Here is a 16261-nt window from a genome sequence, read left to right as displayed (position 1 = left end):
GTCAGCTCTGCGGCGGGAGATCGAAGGGGTCGGGCGTGCGCTTCTTCGATTCCTTCAGCAATTCCTCGTCGCGGGTCGGGCGCGCCTGGGTCGGCGGGGTGATCAGATCCTTGGCGGTCGGCGTCGCGGTGGCGCCATAAGGCGCGGGCGGCAGCGCCTTGCCTTCGGCGGGCTTGATCTGGTTCGCCGAACCGCAGGCCGTGAGTGGCAGCGCAAGAAGAACGCCGAGCCAGATCCTCATCGTCTCTCTCCCTCGCGCACGGCGCGCGCGGCGGCAATCGCCTCGCGGACGCGAGCCGGCGCGGTGCCGCCGAAGCTGGTGCGACTGGCGACCGACGCATCGACCGAGAGAACGCTGTAGACGCGCTCGTCGATCCGCGCGTCGATCTGCTTCAAGTCATCGAGCGGCAGCGCATCGAGGGCGATGCCGCGCTCCTCGGCAAGCTTGACCGCGCGGCCAGTGACGTGATGCGCCTCGCGGAACGGCACCCCCGCCTCGCGCACCAGCCAGTCGGCGAGATCGGTCGCGGTCGAGAATCCCGCTTCTGCCGCGGCGCGCATCCACGGCGCGCGGAACGTCGCGGTCTCGACCATGCCGGTCATCGCCGCGATCGACAGGCCGATCAGTCCATGCGCCTCGAACACCGGCGGCTTGTCGTCCTGCATGTCCTTCGAATAAGCGAGCGGCAGGCCCTTCATCGTCATCGTGAGCGCGGTCATGCAGCCGGCGATCCGCCCGGCATGGCCGCGGACCAGCTCGGCGGCGTCGGGGTTGCGCTTCTGCGGCATGATCGACGAGCCGGTCGACCATTGGTCGCTCAGGGCGACGAAGCCGAACGGCTGCGACGCCCAGATGATGAACTCCTCGGCCAATCGCGAGAGGTGCAGCGCGCATTGCGTCGCCGCCATCAAATAATCGAGCGCGAAATCGCGATCGGAAACCGCATCGAGCGAATTGCGCGTCGGCCGGTCGAAGCCGAGCGCCGCGGCGGTCGCCTCGCGATCGATCGGGAACCCCGTGCCGGCGAGCGCGGCCGAGCCGAGCGGGCATTCGTTGAGCCGCGCGCGGGCATCGGCGAAGCGGCTGCGATCACGCGCGATCATCTCGTGATAGGCCATCAGATGGTGGCCCAGCGTCACCGGCTGTGCCGATTGCAGATGGGTGAAGCCCGGCATCACGCTGTCGGCATGTTCCTCGGCACGATCGATCAGCGCGTCCTGCAGTGCGCCCAGCGCGGCATCGATCTCGCTGAGCGCATCGCGCACCCACAAGCGGAAATCGGTCGCCACCTGATCGTTACGCGAGCGCGCGGTGTGCAGCCGCCCCGCCGCCGCGCCGATCTTCTCGGCGAGCCGCGCCTCGGTCTGCATGTGGATATCCTCGAGCGCGAGATCCTCGGCCACGCCGTCGCGTTCGTAATCGGCGGCGACGGCATCGAGGCCCGCGTCGATCGTCGCGACATCCTCGGCCGAGAGGATCCCCTGCGCGCCGAGCATCGCGACATGCGCCTTCGATCCGGCCACGTCCTGCCGCCACAACGCCTTGTCGAACGGGATCGAGGCGTTTATCTCGCGCATCACCGCGGCCGGGCCTTCGGCGAAGCGCCCGCCCCACATCGCATTGGAGCCCTGATTGCGCGCGTTGATCGCCTGTCTCCTTGGTCTGCCGCTGGTGATCGGCGGCTGCGATAGGCAATCGCCGCCGACGGAGCAAGCCGCAGACAATGCCGCCGCGCCGTCAGCCGACGAAGCGGTGTCGCCCGACGAAGTGACGGCGGACGCGGCGACGCCGGCACCCGGCGCAATCGACCGCAGCCACAAAGGCGAAGCCGCACCGGCGGCGCGCTTCCTCGATCCGGCGGGCAAGTCCGTCTCACTCGCCGCCTTCCGCGGCCATCCGGTGCTCGTCAACCTGTGGGCGACATGGTGTGCGCCGTGCGTCAAGGAAATGCCGACGCTCGACGCGCTCGCCGGATCGGGGACGGTCCGCGTGGTCGCGGTGAGCCAGGATCTCGGCGGCGCGGCCAAGGTGGCGCCATTCTTCAAGGCGCATGGCTTCACCGCGCTCAAACCCTATCTCGATCCCAAGCTCGCGTTGAGCACCGCGCTCGGCGCCAATCTGCCGACGACGATCCTCTATGACGCGCAAGGCCATGAAGTGTGGCGCGAAACCGGCGGATACGACTGGTCGGGGAAAGCCGCGAACGAGTTGATCGCCGAAGCGGGCTGATCGCGGCCAAGGCGAAAGAGAATCGCGCAAATCGCATCGCATTACAAGACTTGTATGTGCGAATCGGATGACTCACATTCGAGTCGCGGCTGGCGATCAGCCGCACAGTGCTTCAACTAGCGAAAGGAGGTGATCCGATGTCTCATGGTTCAGCAATGGGGTCGGTTCAGTTCGTTCGGGAGACGCACCGCTGATTTCCGCCGGTCGTGCGCGGGAGGTATTCTCCTCCAATCAACGCGGATGATCACAGGAACAGCGGTTCGCATGGTCTCCCGGGCTGGAGCTTCCGGCCGCTGACCATGCGAGAGGCTGTCGGGCCCTTGGAGGGCTCGGCAGCCTCTTTCATTTGACATGCTTCACGACGCAACGAGATCGGCAACCGGCCGATCGGCCTCGGCGCACGGGCGCGACAGGTAGAATTCGGCGACCAGATCGCCTTCAGTCTCCACGCCCGCCGGATCGACGCCCTGGGCCTCGAGCTTTTCGACCACGCCGGCCTGCTCTTCTTCCGACATGAAGCGGCGCTGGACGAAGCGCGCGCCATCCAGTTTTTCGGTGACATAGCCGTGCGCCTCCAGCGTCTCGGCGATCGGATCGAACGGGAACATGCGCAGCACGAAATTGGCCAGCCACGGCGCGTCCCCCTCGCCCACCGCGGGCATCAGCCGATCGAAGCTGGTCGCGCCGACATAGCCGACGCAGCCGGTCGACATGACGAGATCGACCGGCGCCATCGCCGCCGCCGCGGCATCGGGCAGCGGCTCTTCTTCGAGATTGAGCGCAAGCCCCTGCTCGATCAGCCCGGCCTGCTCGGCATAGGCGACCGCGGGCTCGGCGGGATCGAGACCGATCACCTCGGCCGGCGCGGCATCGGGCAAGCCATCGAAATAGGCGCGATCGGCGGCGATCATCTCTTCGGAAGACGCATCATCCAGCGCAGGATCGGTGTAGCGCCGGTAAAGATCGGCCATCGACAGATCGTGCTTCAGGATCGCGGCGTTGATGCCATAGGAGCAGCCGAGATCGAGCGCGTGAACCGGCGTGCCGCGAGATTCGGCGAGATGGCCGATCAACGCCCGAAATACCGGCTTGGCGCGATCGGGAATGGCATAATCGACCGTTTCGAGCTCGCGGAAATAGGCACGCGGATCGGCCTCGGCATAGATGTGGTTCATGTTGGCCTTGGCGCGGTTGATCGCCTGGTTGCTGAGGGCGTGGGGCATCGATCCTCCTGGTTCGGGTGTCGATCCGGCGCGGCGCAGGCACGCGATGCGCCAAAATGCGCGCGCGGATCGATCTTTTCAGCGTGGCGCCATCGTAACAGGTCGAACCGCCCAACCCAACCGAAGCGTGGATTCCGCCGGTCACACCTGGATCGCCTGGCGGATGAACGCGACGCGCTCGGCAACGGGGACGCGGGGAAGCTCGACGAGGCGGTAGCCGTAATCACGATAGGTTGCGACCATCACCGCGAAGGTGGCGCGCGCTTCTGCCGGCGTCTGTTTGCGCTCGGCATCGGTGGTGAAGATTTCCGGCCACCACGGCGCGATGAACACGCGGTGGTTGTAGCGACAGGCGCGCGCGGCGGCATCGATAGGCGGCGGCACTGCCAGGCCCGAGACGCGCAGGAAACCGATCACATCGGGCACCCCGCGATCGAGCACCACCGTGAGCCCGCTGGCCAGCGCATCGGCATGGGCGGCGACCTCGCGCTCGATCATCCGTTCGGCGAAGGCATAGTGATCGGCCCACGGCAACGCGCTGCCGCCGGCCGCCAGCTCCTCCCTGATGATCGCCCGGCCGACCTCTGCGCTGGTGGCGACGCCAGCAGCGGCGAGCGCCTCGATCAGCGTCGACTTGCCCGATCCCGGGCCGCCGGTGACGACGTGGAGACGATCGACATCGTTCAACCGCATGGTTTCCTGTTTAATCGTTGCTGGTGAAAGACTTGGCTCCGCAAAGTTGACGAAACTGCCACCTGTGAGGGTGTCGCCCGAGGATGGCAGCATCCGTCGGCCATGTAACGAGCCTCACCGCGAACCGGGACAATGCGCATCGCCCGAGCGTGACAGCGATTTTCCAACATTGATAGGGGCGAGTTTCGCCCCAAGTTGCTGCCTTTCGGTACTTCCGAAGGGACGCGCGAAACCAGACGTTCATTTGATGGGCTTATGCGAAAACTATCAATGTCAGCGGGACGATCCATCGATGATACTGGGACTTCTAGCTCTTATTTCCGGCCAGCTCGCGAGCCCTCCTGCGCTGCAAATTGAGCATGTCGTAGCTGCGTTTAAGAGCGAGTGCATATCAGACGCTGGCATTGCTATCGGCGTTCAAATCGAGATGGAGCGAATGAGGTTTGTCGAAGCTCACAGAGCGAGGACTTTGGCAATTCAGAAAGAGCTGTCCTCAGCAAGAAAGGCAGTCCCTTTTGACGTCGACCGGTATGCGAAAGCGCTCAAATCATACAACGACGATCAGTATTTGCGTCTCAGCACAGACGCCGATTACGAAATTAAGTTGCTGCGGAACTTTTCGCCGGTGGACCGTGCCCGATGGGCCATCAGGCTCGCTCGCGGGTACACGCCACCGGCCAATTACTGCGCAGCGAAGTAAGGCAGTTGGAACGATGCTCGCCAACGGCCGCTCTGCCTCCTTTCACGCCATAAGCCGACTGTCGCCGAACCACCCCATCGGGAACACCTCGCCACGCGAAATCATGCTGGCCAATTCCGCCCGTGCCGCGCTTCGCTCTTGCATCCCCCCGTCTCTCTCCGCCATTCGCTGACGCGATGACCTTTCAAGTGGACATGGGGCTGACCGACGGCGGGCGGGCGGCGGCGATCGATCTGGAGGAATTGCTGGCGACGCGGTTGCTCGTGCAGGGCAATTCGGGATCGGGCAAATCGCATCTGTTGCGGCGGTTGCTGGAGGGCAGCGCGCGGCACGTGCAGCAAGTGGTGATCGATCCCGAGGGCGATTTCGTCACGCTTTCCGGGCCTTACGGGCATGTCGCGATCGAGGCGGTGGATTATTCGGTGGGCGAGATCGAGCGCTTCGCCGGGCGCTGCCGCGAGCATCGCAGCTCGGTGGTGCTGAGCCTCGAGGGGCTGGAGATCGAGGGGCAGATGCGCTGCGCCGCCGCGTTCCTCCACGGGCTGTTCGAGGCGCCGCGCGAGCATTGGTATCCGGCGCTGGTGGTGGTCGACGAGGCGCAGCTGTTCGCGCCGTCGGGCGCCGCCGAGGTGAGCGAGGACGTGCGGCGCGCGTCGCTCTCGGCGATGGCGAATCTGATGTCGCGCGGGCGGAAACGCGGGCTCGCCGGGATCATCGCGACGCAGCGGCTGGCGAAGCTCAGCAAGAACGTCGCGGCGGAAGCGTCCAACTTCCTGATGGGGCGGACCTTCCTCGACATCGACATGGCGCGCGCGGCCGACCTGCTCGGCATGGAGCGGCGGCAGGCGGAGACGATCCGCGATTTGCAGCGCGGCACCTTCCTGGGGCTGGGGCCGGCGATCGCGCGGCGCCCGGTGACGATCCGGATCGGTGACGTCGAGACGGCGGCGCGCAGTTCGAGCCCGAAACTGGTGCCGCTGCCGGATGCGCCCGCCGAGGACATGCGCGAATTGCTGTTGGCCGAGGTCGACGATCCGCAGCCGAGCTTCGTGATGGCGCCGCCGCCCCCACCACCGCCACCACCGGCGCGCGCGGTGCTGGAGGAGCTGGCGCAGTACGAGCCGGCCGAGGAGGCCCAGGAGGAGGCTCCGGAGAATCTCGACGCGATCCTGGCCGATGTGCTGCGCGCGATCGCCGAGGATGCCGAGTCGGCGAGCCGGCCGACCGCGGTGCTGTATCAGGATTTTCAGGTGCGGTGCCGGATGGCCGGAGTGCGCAGGCCGCCGCTGGAGCCATCGGCCTTCGCACGGCGGCTGGCGGCGGCGCGCGCGGGGATCGTCGAGGGGATCGACGACGAATGGGCCGAGGCGATCGCGGTCGGCGCGGCGCTGCCCGACGAGATGCTGGGGCCGTTCCTGCTGATCGCGCGCGCGGCACGCGAGGGCGCGGCGTGCCCCGACGACGAGACGGTGGCGCAGATCTACGGCACCAGCTCGCTGGGGCGCGCGCGGCGAATGCTGGCTTACATGGAGCGCAGCGATCTGATCGTGACGCGGGTAGACCTGTCGGGGCGGCGGTCGATCACCATTCCCAAGCTGGGATGGACGACGGCGGCAGCGGAGGTTGGCTGAGGCGCCGCGGGGAGCACGCGACGTCCCCAGCCGTCACCGCGATCAGGGCAGCGCTTGCTGCAACTGCGCGGCATTCGGATTGGTCACTTGCCCAGTCAGCACCTGCTGCGGCTGGACCTGCTTGCCGTAATAAGCCTGGTTGTTGTCATCATCCCAGTTGAGATCGCTGACGCCGATCGTCGCGCCGGCATAGGCGCCGGCCGTATCCGACCACAGGATGATATCGCCCTTGCCCCAGGAGGCTTCGGCATTGGCCGAATAATTGACGATCGACAGGCCCGAATCGGCATCGAGGCTGATCTTGTTGCCGCTCATGAAGGCGTTGACCGCCTTGTCGGTCATCAACAGGAAGGCGATGCGGCCGCCCGACCCGCCGGCCTGTGCGCCGACGCTCAGGCTGCCGAAATCATAGAAAGCGGGTGATGACGTCCAGGCGCCGTTCGACTTCGCCATGACGACGCCGGCGCCGCCCTTGCCGCCGACGATCAGCGCCCCGCGGCCGAATTCGGGGACGATATACACGCCCTTGGCCTTTTGCAGCAGCTTGGCGACCTGCGGATCGGCCTTCATCTGCTGCACCTCCGCGGTTGCCTCCGCGACGAGATTCTGCGTGTCCGCCTGATCGTCGCCCGCCGCCATCGCGTTGCCGGCCATGCCATTGTCGGCCATCGCCATATTGTCGCCGGCCTGATTGTTATTGCCGCTGCACGCCGCCAGCGTCGCCGCGGCGGCCGCGACCAGCAGCCCAGTTCTATAGCGCATCAGGGTCCTCCTCTTTTTGTTGCGACTGGAACCCCAACGATGGCGCTGTACTTTGTGTCCGAAAAATACCCTTTTCATCTCAATGACTAACCTGGGTTAGCCAATTACCGGGCCGCCCGCCCTCGCCGTCGACCAGCGATCCGACCACTATTTCAGACTGTTGGGCGCTTGACGAATCCTTCGAGGCGATCCGCCGGCGCGTCGTCGCTGACGGTGACATCGGCGACGCGCGACGCCGGCGAACCCTGCCGGGCGCGATCGACGATCGCCTCGACCATCTCGGACGCGCCTTCGGCCACCGCCTCGACGCTGCCATCGGCGCGATTGCGCACCCAGCCGTCGATCCCGAGCGCCGCCGCCTGCTCGACCAGCCAGTCGCGGTAGAAGACGTTCTGCACCTTGCCGGTGATGGTGAGGCGGCGGCGGATCATGCGGTGGCTCCGTTGACGGTGCGGGATAGCGCGCCGCTATCCCGCTCGTATCATCAGAGTTTCTCGGTGAGTTCGGGGACGATCTTGAACAGATCGCCGACCAGGCCGATGTCGGCGACCTGGAAGATCGGGGCGTCCTCGTCCTTGTTGATGGCGATGATGGTCTTGGAATCCTTCATCCCGGCGAGGTGCTGGATCGCGCCGGAAATGCCGATCGCGATATAGACTTCGGGGGCGACGATCTTGCCGGTCTGGCCGACCTGATAGTCGTTGGGGGCGTAACCGGCATCGACTGCGGCGCGGCTCGCGCCGACGCCGGCGCCGAGCTTGTCGGCGAGCGGATCGAGCAGGCTGTGGAACTGCTCCGACGAACCGAACGCGCGGCCGCCCGAGACGATCACCTTGGCCGAGGTCAGCTCGGGGCGTTCGGACTTGGCGATTTCCTCGCCGGCGAAGGTCGAGAGGCCCTTGTCGCCGGTGCTCGCCACCTTTTCGATCTCGGCCGAACCGCCTTCCGCCGCCGCCTTCTCGAACGCGGTGGTGCGGACGGTGACGACGAGCTTCGTGTCGCTGGTCTTAACCGTGGCGATCGCGTTCCCCGCATAGATCGGGCGGGTGAAGGTATCGGCGCCCTCGACCGAGAGGATGTCCGAAATCTGCATGACGTCGAGCATCGCGGCGACGCGCGGGGCGATGTTCTTGCCGGTCGTCGTAGCGGGCGCGACGAAGGCGTCGTGATGACCCATCAATTCCACAACCAGCGGCGCGACATTCTCGGCCAGCGCATGAGCATAGGCCGCGTCGTCGGCGACATGGACCTTGCCCACCCCGGCGATTGTGGCGGCGGCTTGCGCGACGCTATCGATGCCCTGGCCAGCGACCAGCAGGTGGGCCTCGCCGAGTTTCGATGCGGCGGTGACCGCCGAGAGCGTTGCGTCCTTGACGGCCTTGCCGTCGTGTTCGACCCAGACGAGCGTCTTCATTTGGCAACTCCCATCGCCTTCAGCTTGGCAACCAGTTCGTCGACATCGGCGACCTTGACGCCGGCGGTGCGCTTGGGTGGTTCGGCGACGTTGGTGACGGTGATGCGCGGGGTGACGTCGACGCCGTAATCGGCCGGCGACTTGGTCGCCATCGGCTTCGACTTGGCCTTCATGATGTTGGGGAGCGACGCGTAGCGCGGCTCGTTCAAGCGCAGATCGGTGGTGATGATCGCGGGGAGCTTGAGATCGTCGGTTTCGAGGCCGCCATCGACTTCGCGCGTCACCTTGGCATGGCCGTCGGCGATCTCGACCTTCGAGGCGAAGGTGCCCTGGCCCCAGTTGAGCAGGCCGGCGAGCATCTGGCCGGTCTGGTTATTGTCGTCGTCGATCGCCTGCTTGCCGAGGATGACGAGCTCGGGGCTCTCCTCCTCGACGATCTTGGCGAGGATCTTGGCGACGCCGAGCGGTTCGACCCGCTCGTCGGTCTGGACCAGGATCGCGCGGTCGGCGCCCATCGCCAGCGCCGTGCGCAGCGTTTCCTGGCACTTGGCCTCCCCGATCGACACCGCGACGATCTCGGTCACGGCGCCTTTTTCCTTGAGGCGAATCGCCTCTTCGACGGCGATCTCGTCGAACGGGTTCATGCTCATCTTGACGTTGGCGAGGTCGACCCCCGACCCGTCGGCCTTCACCCGGGGTTTGACGTTGTAGTCAAGCACGCGCTTGACCGGCACCAACACTTTCATGTGCGTCCTCCGCTAGATCGTTCGTTCGCCATTTTCAGGCGCGGTATGGCGCCTCCATGGCGGTTTCAGGCCGTTTTCGCAAGTCGGGTATGGCAATCCGCCGCTGCCGTAGCGGCAATCACGCCCCGCGATATGCTGTCCCAACGAAAAGGGCCCGGACGAATATCCGTCCGAGCCCCATTTCAGTGTTCCGATCGCGACAATCAAGCCGCCTTGCGGACCTCCGCGACGATCTTCCTGGCGGCGTCGCCGAGATCGTTGGCCGGGACGATCGCCAGGCCGGAGTTGGCGAGGATTTCCTTGCCCTGATCGACGTTGGTGCCTTCGAGGCGGACGACCAGCGGGACGGAGAGGTTCACTTCCTTCGCGGCGGCGACGATGCCCTCGGCGATGATGTCGCAACGCATGATGCCGCCGAAGATATTGACCAGGATGCCCTTCACCGCGGGATCGGAGAGGATGATCTTGAACGCCGCGGTCACCTTCTCCTTGTTGGCGCCGCCGCCGACATCGAGGAAGTTGGCGGGGAATTCGCCGTTCAGCTTGATGATGTCCATCGTCGCCATGGCGAGCCCGGCGCCGTTGACCATGCAGCCGATATTGCCGTCGAGCTTGATGTAAGCGAGATCATACTTGCTCGCCTCTAGCTCCTGCGGGTCTTCCTCGGTCTCGTCGCGCAGCTCGGCCAGATCCTTGTGGCGGAAGCCGGCGTTCGAATCGAAGCCGACCTTGGCATCGAGCACCATCAGCTTGTCGTCTTCAGTGACGGCGAGCGGGTTGATTTCGATCTGCGCGGCGTCCGTGCCGATGAACGCGTCATAGACCTTGGCGGCGACTTTCTGCGCCTGTTTGGCGAGATCGCCCTTGAGGCCCAGCGCATTGGCGACGGCGCGGCCATGGTGCGGCATGAAGCCGGTCGCGGGATCGACGTCGAAGGTGTGGATCTTTTCCGGCGTGTCGTGGGCGACGGTCTCGATGTCCATGCCGCCTTCGGTGGAGACGACGAAGGCCGGGCGGCCCGAGGCGCGATCGACCAGCACCGCGAGGTAGAATTCCTTCGCGATATCGACGCCGTCGGTGACGTAGAGGCGGTTGACCTGCTTGCCATGCTCGCCGGTCTGGACGGTGACGAGCGTGTTGCCGAGCATGTCCTGGGCCGCCGCGCGGACCTCTTCCTCGGTCTTGGCGAGGCGGACGCCGCCCTTGGCGTCAGGCCCCAATTCCTTGAACTTGCCCTTGCCGCGGCCACCGGCGTGGATCTGCGCCTTCACCACATAAAGCGGCCCAGGGAGCTTCTTCGAGGCCTCGACGGCCTCCTCGACGCTCATCGCCGGATAGCCGGCGGGCACCGGCACGCCGAACTTCGCGAGCAATTCCTTGGCCTGATATTCGTGGATGTTCATGAGGGACTCGCCTTTATACCGGGGAGAGGTTTGGGCGCGCGTAAAGCACAGACGGCTACGCGAATCCACCCTAAATCCCGATTATTGCTATTGAGAACAAATCTCAATCAAGCGCGTGGTCGATCTCGCATTTGAGCGCCGCCTTGCTGGTAACGTGGACGATATCGGGATCGTCGAGCGCGCGCAGGCGATAAAGCAATTCATCGAACGACCGCGCGCGCGGCGCTTTGGGCAGGCTGGCCAGCTGCCGCAGCTGATCGTGCGACAAGCGATCGGCGAGGCGCGGCGCCATGCAGCGCGCGAGATGCGGCTTGAGGCCGGCGCGTTCCAATCCCGCCTCGACGCGCGCGGTCGGCGTCACGCAGGCGGCGAGCGCGAGCGGCAGCAGCACGGCGACTCTCGTTTTCATCATCGGCGATCGCTATATCGTTGCCATGGCGCTGGCAATCGGCATCGCGTTGTTCCTGCTCACCGTGCTCGGCATGGAGGGCTTCGCCTACGTCATGCACCGCTGGGTGATGCACGGGCCGGGCTGGTTCCTGCACGCCAGCCATCACCGCCCGCGCACCGGGCGCTGGGAGTGGAACGACCTCTACGCGGCGCTCTTCGCGATCCCGTCGATCGTCCTGCTGCTCGGCGGGGTGCAGCTCGGCTGGTGGCCGGGCGCGACCTGGATCGGCGCGGGAATCGCGGCCTATGGCGCGATCTATTTCGGGTTCCACGACGTGATCGTGCACGAACGGCTCGGCCGCCATGTCCTGCCGCGATCATCCTATATGAAACGGATCGTCCAGGCGCACCGGCTGCACCATGCGATTGGCACGCGGCGCGGCGCGGTGAGCTTCGGCTTCCTATGGGCGCCGCCGCCAGCGCGCCTGAAGGCCGAACTGCAGCGCCGCGGCCGGGAAAATCGGTCCGCGCGGCCTGAAAATACCGATGTGGCCCAGTGAGTTGAATCCTGCCAGTCGCAGGGAGTGCGTGTAATGAATGACGAGCATATCAGCCCCGATGATGGCGACCAACGCCGCGCCCTGCGCAAGCCGGTTCGGCTGACCGGGCAGCTGCGCGATCGCGGCGCGGCGAAATTCGCGGTCGATATCCTCGATCTGTCGACGACCGGCTTTCGCGCGGAGACGACGACGCGGCTTTACGAGGGCACGATCGTCTGGCTGACCTTTCCGGGCATGGCCGGGCTGGAGGCGCGCGTAGCATGGATCGATCGCCACCTTTGCGGATGCGCGTTCAGCCAACCGCTGCACCCGGCGGTATTCGATCGGATCGTCGCGATTTCCGAGGGCTGAGCGCCGCGCAACGTCGCGATCAGATGCCTTCGCCGCTCAATCGCTGGCAGATCATGTCGAGCTGATCGAGCGTGGTATAGGCCACGCTGAGCGTACCGCCCTTGGGCCCATGGCTGATCCGCACGTTGAGCCCGAGCAGGTCGCCGAGCTGATGTTCGAGCGCGACGATATCGGCATCCCCCCCCGCACCGCGGCGATCGCCGGCGCCTTTGGCACGCGGCTTGGCCGCGCGGGCGAGCTTTTCGATATCGCGGACCGACAATCCTTCGTCGATCACGCGCCGCGCCAGCGCCGCCGGATCGGGCGCGCCGATCAGCGCGCGGGCATGCCCCATCGACAGCGCGCCGTCGATCACATGGCGCTGAATCGACTGAGGAAGTTCCAGCAACCTCAATAGGTTAGCAACATGACTGCGCGACTTGTGGACGAGCTTGCCGAGCGCGTCCTGGGTATGGCCGAATTCATCGATCAGCCGTTGATAAGCCTGCGCCTCCTCGATCGCGTTGAGATCCTGGCGCTGGATATTCTCGACCAGCGCGATTTCGAGCGTCTCGGCATCGCTGAAATCGCGGACGATCACCGGCACTTCATGGAGGCGCGCGCGCTGCGCCGCGCGCCAGCGACGTTCGCCGGCAACGATCTGATAATCATGGCCGTGCGGACGGACCACGATCGGCTGGATCAACCCGCGCGCGGCAATCGAGGTCGCCAGCTCATCGAGTGCATCGTCGTCGAAATGGCGACGCGGCTGGCCGGGATGCGGCTTGAGCGACCCGACCGGCAGCGACCGGACGCCACTCGACGCCGCGCGCCCTTCGGCGACGGGTTCCTCGCGGGCCATGTCACCCATCAAGGCGCTCAAGCCGCGGCCGAGGCCGGGCCGGGGTTTGCGGGAAGCGGAAGTCTCGGTCATGCGGCCTCGGCGGCTTTGGGCAGGCGGGCGATCAGCTCGCGAGCGAGCGCGATATAGGCTTCGGAGCCGGGGCAGCGGTGATCGTAGATCAGCGCCGGCACGCCATGGCTCGGCGCTTCGGACAGGCGGACGTTGCGCGGAATCACCGTTTCGAACACGACGCGGCCAAGCACCGCGCGGACATCATCCGACACCTGCTCGGTCAGCCGGTTGCGGCGATCGTACATCGTCAGCACCACGCCCAGGATCGAGAGCCCCGGATTGAACCGCGAGCGAATCCGCTCGACCGTGTTGAGCAACTGGCTCAACCCTTCGAGCGCGAAGAATTCGCATTGCAGCGGGACCAGCAGCGAATGCGCGGCGACCATCGCGTTGAGCGTCAGCAGGCCGAGCGACGGCGGGCAATCGATGATCGTCACGTCCCACGGGCCGTCGCTGGCCGCGATGACATGATCGAGCCGATGGGTGCGATCGTCATAATCGACCAGCTCGATCTCGGCGCCCGACAGATCGACCGTCGCCGGCACGATATCGAGCCGCGGCACCTTGGTCGGCACGAACGCCTCCTCCAGCCGGATGCCGTCGATCAGCAGATCATAGGTCGAGCGGCGGCGATCGGCATGCGGGATGCCGAGGCCGGTCGAGGCATTGCCCTGCGGGTCGAGATCGATCAGCAGCACGCGCATGCCGATCGCCGCCAGCGCGGTGGCGACGTTGATCGCGCTGGTGGTCTTGCCGACCCCGCCCTTCTGATTGGCGACCGCGATACAGGTCATCGCCGCCGCCTCACGCCGGTCGCCACCACGATATACGATTCAGGATCGGTGATGCTGTGTTCCACGTGGAACGAACCATGCCACGTCTTGCGCGCGGCTTCCACCTCTTCGAGCGCACCGCGTCCCTTTGGCAGCAGCCATGTCGTCGTGCGGCCCGAAACGCCGGCGGCCGCGGCGAACAGCGCATCCAGCGTGGCCACCGCGCGCGCGGAAATTACAGGATAATCGCCCGACAGCCGCTCGACTTTGCAGGCTTCGACCGCGACGCGATCGGCGAGACCGAGGCGGCTCGCCGTGCGTTCGAGAAAATCGGCGCGGCGGCGGCGGGGTTCGCACAGGGTCACGGGCCGCTCGGTGAGGCAAGCGATGACGAGGCCGGGAAAGCCGGCACCGGTGCCGATATCGAGCCAGGCGCGATTATCGTCCCCCGCCAGCGCGAGCAATTGGGCGGAGTCGACGACATGGCGAGCCCAGATCGCGCTCATCGTGCTGGGCGAGATCAGGTTCTGTTGTCCGGCTTCAGCGATCACCTCGTCGACCAGCGTACCGAGCAGCGTTTCACGTGAAACACCGAATCGGTCGCTTATCCAGCGGCGCGCCTCCTCCTCGGTCATGCCGCCCGCTTGCGCGCGTGGAGCAGGATCGCCGAAAGCGCCGCCGGCGAAATGCCCCGAATCCGCGAGGCCGCGCCCAGCGTGGCCGGACGCGCCGCGCTCAGCCGCTCGACCATTTCGAGCGAGAGGCCCGGCACCGCGCGATAATCGAAATCGGGCGGCAGCATGATTGCGTCATTGCGGCGAAGCAGCTCGATCTCCGCTGCCTGACGCTCGAGATAAGGCGCATAGCGCGCGTCCTCGATCATCTCGGCGAGCAGCGCCGCGTCGGGCACGGTCCAATCGTCGGGAGCGACATGGTGAACCGAAACACCGGCGAACCGCAGCCATTCCCAGCCGCTCCGCTTGGCGCCATCCTGCCCCACCGCAGCGCCGCTGGCGGCGAGCGCCGAGGCGGTTCGTTCCTCGGCGAGGGCATGGCCGATCGCCGCGCGGTCGCGGGCGCGTTGGCCGAGTCGCGCTCGGCGCTCGGCGCCCAGGCAACCAAGCCGGTCGGCGATCGGCGACAGCCGCGTCTCGGCATTGTCGGCGCGCAGCCGAAGGCGATATTCGGCGCGCGCGGTGAGCATGCGATAGGGCTCGGTGATCCCCTGCAGCGCGAGGTCGTCGATCATCACGCCGAGATACGATTCGGCGCGATCGAGAATCAGCGACTCGATTTCAAGTGCGCGCGCCGCGGCATTGATCCCGGCGACGAGCCCCTGCCCCGCCGCTTCCTCATAGCCAGTGGTGCCGTTGATCTGACCAGCGCAGAACAGGCCGGGCACGTCGCGCAGCTCAAGGGTCGGTTGCAGCGCGCGGGGATCGATATGGTCATATTCGACGGCATAGCCCGGCGTCACGATCGTCGCCCGGGCGAGACCGGGAATCGAGGCGATCATCGCGGTCTGCACCTCGACCGGCAGCGACGTGGAAATGCCGTTGGGATAGACGAGATGATCGTCGAGGCCCTCGGGTTCGAGGAAGATCTGGTGGCCGTCGCGATCGCCGAAGCGATGGACCTTGTCCTCGATCGACGGGCAATAGCGCGGCCCGGCGGCAGCGATCGCCCCGGTGAACAACGGCGAGCGATCGAGGCCGGCGCGAATCACGTCATGCGTTTCGGCGGTCGTGCGGGTGATGCCGCAGACCAGTTGCGGGAGCAGCCGCGCGGGTGTCATCGGCGACATCGTCCAGGGCTCGGCATCGGACGGCTGCTCGTCGAGCGCCGCCCAGTCGATCGTGCGGCCGTCGAGTCGCGGAGGCGTGCCGGTCTTGAGTCGCGCGACGGGCAAACCGAGCGCGCGGAGGTGGACGCCGAGCGCGGTTGCGGCGCGCTCGCCGACGCGGCCGCCGGTCGAACGCTCGTCGCCGCAGAACAGCCGGCCGCCGAGGAAGGTGCCGCTGGCGAGGACGACCGCCGGCGCGGCGATCGTGTTGCCGCCGGCGAGCTCGATTCCGGCAATGCGACCGTGCTCGACGAGCAGGCCGACCGCCTCGCCCTCGATGATCGACACCAAAGGCTCCGCGGCTAGCATCGCCTGGATCGCGCTTGTGTATCGCCGCCGGTCGGCCTGGACGCGGGGGCCCTGGACCGCCGTGCCCTTGCTGCGATTGAGCATCCGATAGTGGATCGCGGCGGCATCGGCGGCGCGGGCGATCAAGCCGTCGAAGGCGTCGACCTCGCGCACCAGATGCCCCTTGCCGAGCCCGCCGATCGCCGGGTTGCACGACATCGCGCCGACCTTGGTCCTGTCGAAGGTGACCAAGGCGGTACGCGCGCCGCGTCGCGCGGCCGCAGCCGCGGCCTCGGTGCCGGCATGGCCCCCGCCGATGACGATGACGTCGAACGCGCTCATGCCGCGACCGCTAGGCG

At 66.5% G+C, this 16261-nt stretch carries 18 protein-coding genes; 4 read left to right on the top strand and 14 right to left on the bottom strand.

The genetic code is table 11. The annotated features are described in order from the left end of the window. Position 1 precedes the first annotated feature (1 nt). Together K7G81_RS13460 and argH are read right to left on the bottom strand one after the other, a co-directional pair. A complete protein-coding gene (locus K7G81_RS13460) occupies positions 2-241 on the bottom strand; it encodes a hypothetical protein (RefSeq protein ID WP_223031315.1) in 240 nt (79 codons plus the stop codon). Beyond that, positions 238-1617 (bottom strand): argininosuccinate lyase, encoded by a 1380-nt coding sequence (gene argH / locus K7G81_RS13455; RefSeq protein ID WP_223031314.1) that lies wholly within the window; start codon positions 1615-1617, stop codon positions 238-240. The genes K7G81_RS13460 and argH overlap by 4 nt, the downstream gene beginning before the upstream one ends. 16 nt (positions 1618-1633) lie before the next feature. On the opposite strand from argH, the gene K7G81_RS13450 reads away from it, so the two are divergent. Further along, positions 1634-2230, top strand: coding sequence for a TlpA family protein disulfide reductase (locus K7G81_RS13450; RefSeq protein WP_223031313.1), 597 nt, complete (start codon positions 1634-1636; stop codon positions 2228-2230). 356 nt (positions 2231-2586) lie between these two features. Here K7G81_RS13450 and K7G81_RS13445 read toward each other — a convergent pair whose 3' ends face one another. Continuing rightward, positions 2587-3453 (bottom strand): hypothetical protein, encoded by an 867-nt coding sequence (locus tag K7G81_RS13445; protein ID WP_223031312.1) that lies wholly within the window; start codon positions 3451-3453, stop codon positions 2587-2589. Between the two features lie 141 nt (positions 3454-3594). After that, a complete protein-coding gene (locus K7G81_RS13440; protein WP_223031311.1) occupies positions 3595-4146 on the bottom strand; it encodes an AAA family ATPase in 552 nt (183 codons plus the stop codon). An 876-nt stretch (positions 4147-5022) separates the two neighbouring features. Between K7G81_RS13440 and K7G81_RS13435 the strand changes: the two genes are divergently transcribed. Continuing rightward, positions 5023-6477 carry a helicase HerA domain-containing protein gene (locus K7G81_RS13435; protein WP_223031310.1) on the top strand — a complete coding sequence of 485 codons (1455 nt, stop codon included), beginning with the start codon at positions 5023-5025 and terminating at the stop codon, positions 6475-6477. Between the two features lie 42 nt (positions 6478-6519). Here the strand turns inward: K7G81_RS13435 and K7G81_RS13430 are convergent, their stop codons facing one another. From K7G81_RS13430 to K7G81_RS13405, 6 genes are all read right to left on the bottom strand, one after another. Then, complete coding sequence (locus K7G81_RS13430) at positions 6520-7239, bottom strand: lipid-binding SYLF domain-containing protein (RefSeq protein ID WP_223031309.1); 720 nt, start codon at positions 7237-7239, stop codon at positions 6520-6522. Positions 7240-7391: 152 nt separating this feature from the next. Continuing rightward, positions 7392-7670 (bottom strand): acylphosphatase, encoded by a 279-nt coding sequence (locus K7G81_RS13425; protein ID WP_223031308.1) that lies wholly within the window; start codon positions 7668-7670, stop codon positions 7392-7394. A 53-nt stretch (positions 7671-7723) separates the two neighbouring features. Beyond that, positions 7724-8653 carry an electron transfer flavoprotein subunit alpha/FixB family protein gene (locus tag K7G81_RS13420; RefSeq protein ID WP_223031307.1) on the bottom strand — a complete coding sequence of 310 codons (930 nt, stop codon included), beginning with the start codon at positions 8651-8653 and terminating at the stop codon, positions 7724-7726. Next, positions 8650-9399 carry an electron transfer flavoprotein subunit beta/FixA family protein gene (locus K7G81_RS13415; protein WP_223031306.1) on the bottom strand — a complete coding sequence of 250 codons (750 nt, stop codon included), beginning with the start codon at positions 9397-9399 and terminating at the stop codon, positions 8650-8652. The genes K7G81_RS13420 and K7G81_RS13415 overlap by 4 nt, the downstream gene beginning before the upstream one ends. Positions 9400-9602: 203 nt before the next feature. Then, positions 9603-10802, bottom strand: a complete 1200-nt coding sequence (sucC, locus tag K7G81_RS13410; protein ID WP_223031305.1) for an ADP-forming succinate--CoA ligase subunit beta — start codon at positions 10800-10802, stop codon at positions 9603-9605. A 103-nt stretch (positions 10803-10905) separates the two neighbouring features. After that, a complete protein-coding gene (locus K7G81_RS13405; RefSeq protein WP_223031304.1) occupies positions 10906-11214 on the bottom strand; it encodes a hypothetical protein in 309 nt (102 codons plus the stop codon). A gap of 22 nt (positions 11215-11236) precedes the next feature. Between K7G81_RS13405 and K7G81_RS13400 the strand changes: the two genes are divergently transcribed. Both K7G81_RS13400 and K7G81_RS13395 read left to right on the top strand, forming a co-directional pair. Then, the gene (locus K7G81_RS13400) at positions 11237-11752 is read left to right on the top strand and encodes a sterol desaturase family protein (RefSeq protein ID WP_223031303.1); all 516 of its coding nucleotides are present in this window, start codon (positions 11237-11239) and stop codon (positions 11750-11752) included. Between the two features lie 33 nt (positions 11753-11785). Next, a complete protein-coding gene (locus tag K7G81_RS13395) occupies positions 11786-12103 on the top strand; it encodes a PilZ domain-containing protein (RefSeq protein ID WP_223031302.1) in 318 nt (105 codons plus the stop codon). 19 nt (positions 12104-12122) lie between these two features. Here K7G81_RS13395 and K7G81_RS13390 read toward each other — a convergent pair whose 3' ends face one another. Genes K7G81_RS13390 through mnmG form a run of 4 tightly spaced genes read right to left on the bottom strand, consistent with a single transcriptional unit; the run spans position 12123 to position 16244 of the window. Then, the gene (locus K7G81_RS13390; RefSeq protein ID WP_439649550.1) at positions 12123-12953 is read right to left on the bottom strand and encodes a ParB/RepB/Spo0J family partition protein; all 831 of its coding nucleotides are present in this window, start codon (positions 12951-12953) and stop codon (positions 12123-12125) included. Between the two features lie 59 nt (positions 12954-13012). Further along, positions 13013-13792 (bottom strand): ParA family protein, encoded by a 780-nt coding sequence (locus K7G81_RS13385; RefSeq protein WP_223031300.1) that lies wholly within the window; start codon positions 13790-13792, stop codon positions 13013-13015. Beyond that, positions 13789-14406 (bottom strand): 16S rRNA (guanine(527)-N(7))-methyltransferase RsmG, encoded by a 618-nt coding sequence (locus K7G81_RS13380; RefSeq protein ID WP_223031299.1) that lies wholly within the window; start codon positions 14404-14406, stop codon positions 13789-13791. The genes K7G81_RS13385 and K7G81_RS13380 overlap by 4 nt, the downstream gene beginning before the upstream one ends. Next, entirely contained in the window at positions 14403-16244 is a 1842-nt protein-coding gene (gene mnmG, locus K7G81_RS13375; protein ID WP_223031298.1) for a tRNA uridine-5-carboxymethylaminomethyl(34) synthesis enzyme MnmG, read from the bottom strand. Before mnmG ends, K7G81_RS13380 begins: the two co-directional genes overlap by 4 nt. Between the last annotated feature and the right edge of the window lie 17 nt (positions 16245-16261).

Source organism: Hephaestia mangrovi (assembly GCF_019880555.1).
Classification (GTDB): Bacteria; Pseudomonadota; Alphaproteobacteria; order Sphingomonadales; family Sphingomonadaceae; genus Sphingomonas; species Sphingomonas mangrovi.
Note: the sequence above shows the minus strand (reverse complement) of the source record. Positions and strands in the feature narration are given on the sequence as shown.

Excerpts from the sequence above, each read along its gene's own strand:
- K7G81_RS13460 (WP_223031315.1), bottom strand. The coding sequence starts at position 241 with ATGAGGATCTGGCTCGGCGTTCTTCTTGCGCTGCCACTCACGGCCTGC.
- argH (WP_223031314.1), bottom strand. The coding sequence starts at position 1,617 with ATGTGGGGCGGGCGCTTCGCCGAAGGCCCGGCCGCGGTGATGCGCGAG.
- K7G81_RS13445 (WP_223031312.1), bottom strand. The coding sequence starts at position 3,453 with ATGCCCCACGCCCTCAGCAACCAGGCGATCAACCGCGCCAAGGCCAAC.
- K7G81_RS13440 (WP_223031311.1), bottom strand. The coding sequence starts at position 4,146 with ATGCGGTTGAACGATGTCGATCGTCTCCACGTCGTCACCGGCGGCCCG.
- K7G81_RS13435 (WP_223031310.1), top strand. The coding sequence starts at position 5,023 with ATGACCTTTCAAGTGGACATGGGGCTGACCGACGGCGGGCGGGCGGCG.
- K7G81_RS13430 (WP_223031309.1), bottom strand. The coding sequence starts at position 7,239 with ATGCGCTATAGAACTGGGCTGCTGGTCGCGGCCGCCGCGGCGACGCTG.
- K7G81_RS13425 (WP_223031308.1), bottom strand. The coding sequence starts at position 7,670 with ATGATCCGCCGCCGCCTCACCATCACCGGCAAGGTGCAGAACGTCTTC.
- K7G81_RS13420 (WP_223031307.1), bottom strand. The coding sequence starts at position 8,653 with ATGAAGACGCTCGTCTGGGTCGAACACGACGGCAAGGCCGTCAAGGAC.
- K7G81_RS13415 (WP_223031306.1), bottom strand. The coding sequence starts at position 9,399 with ATGAAAGTGTTGGTGCCGGTCAAGCGCGTGCTTGACTACAACGTCAAA.
- sucC (WP_223031305.1), bottom strand. The coding sequence starts at position 10,802 with ATGAACATCCACGAATATCAGGCCAAGGAATTGCTCGCGAAGTTCGGC.
- K7G81_RS13405 (WP_223031304.1), bottom strand. The coding sequence starts at position 11,214 with ATGATGAAAACGAGAGTCGCCGTGCTGCTGCCGCTCGCGCTCGCCGCC.
- K7G81_RS13400 (WP_223031303.1), top strand. The coding sequence starts at position 11,237 with ATGGCGCTGGCAATCGGCATCGCGTTGTTCCTGCTCACCGTGCTCGGC.
- K7G81_RS13395 (WP_223031302.1), top strand. The coding sequence starts at position 11,786 with ATGAATGACGAGCATATCAGCCCCGATGATGGCGACCAACGCCGCGCC.
- K7G81_RS13390 (WP_439649550.1), bottom strand. The coding sequence starts at position 12,953 with ATGGGTGACATGGCCCGCGAGGAACCCGTCGCCGAAGGGCGCGCGGCG.
- K7G81_RS13385 (WP_223031300.1), bottom strand. The coding sequence starts at position 13,792 with ATGACCTGTATCGCGGTCGCCAATCAGAAGGGCGGGGTCGGCAAGACC.
- K7G81_RS13380 (WP_223031299.1), bottom strand. The coding sequence starts at position 14,406 with ATGACCGAGGAGGAGGCGCGCCGCTGGATAAGCGACCGATTCGGTGTT.
- mnmG (WP_223031298.1), bottom strand. The coding sequence starts at position 16,244 with ATGAGCGCGTTCGACGTCATCGTCATCGGCGGGGGCCATGCCGGCACC.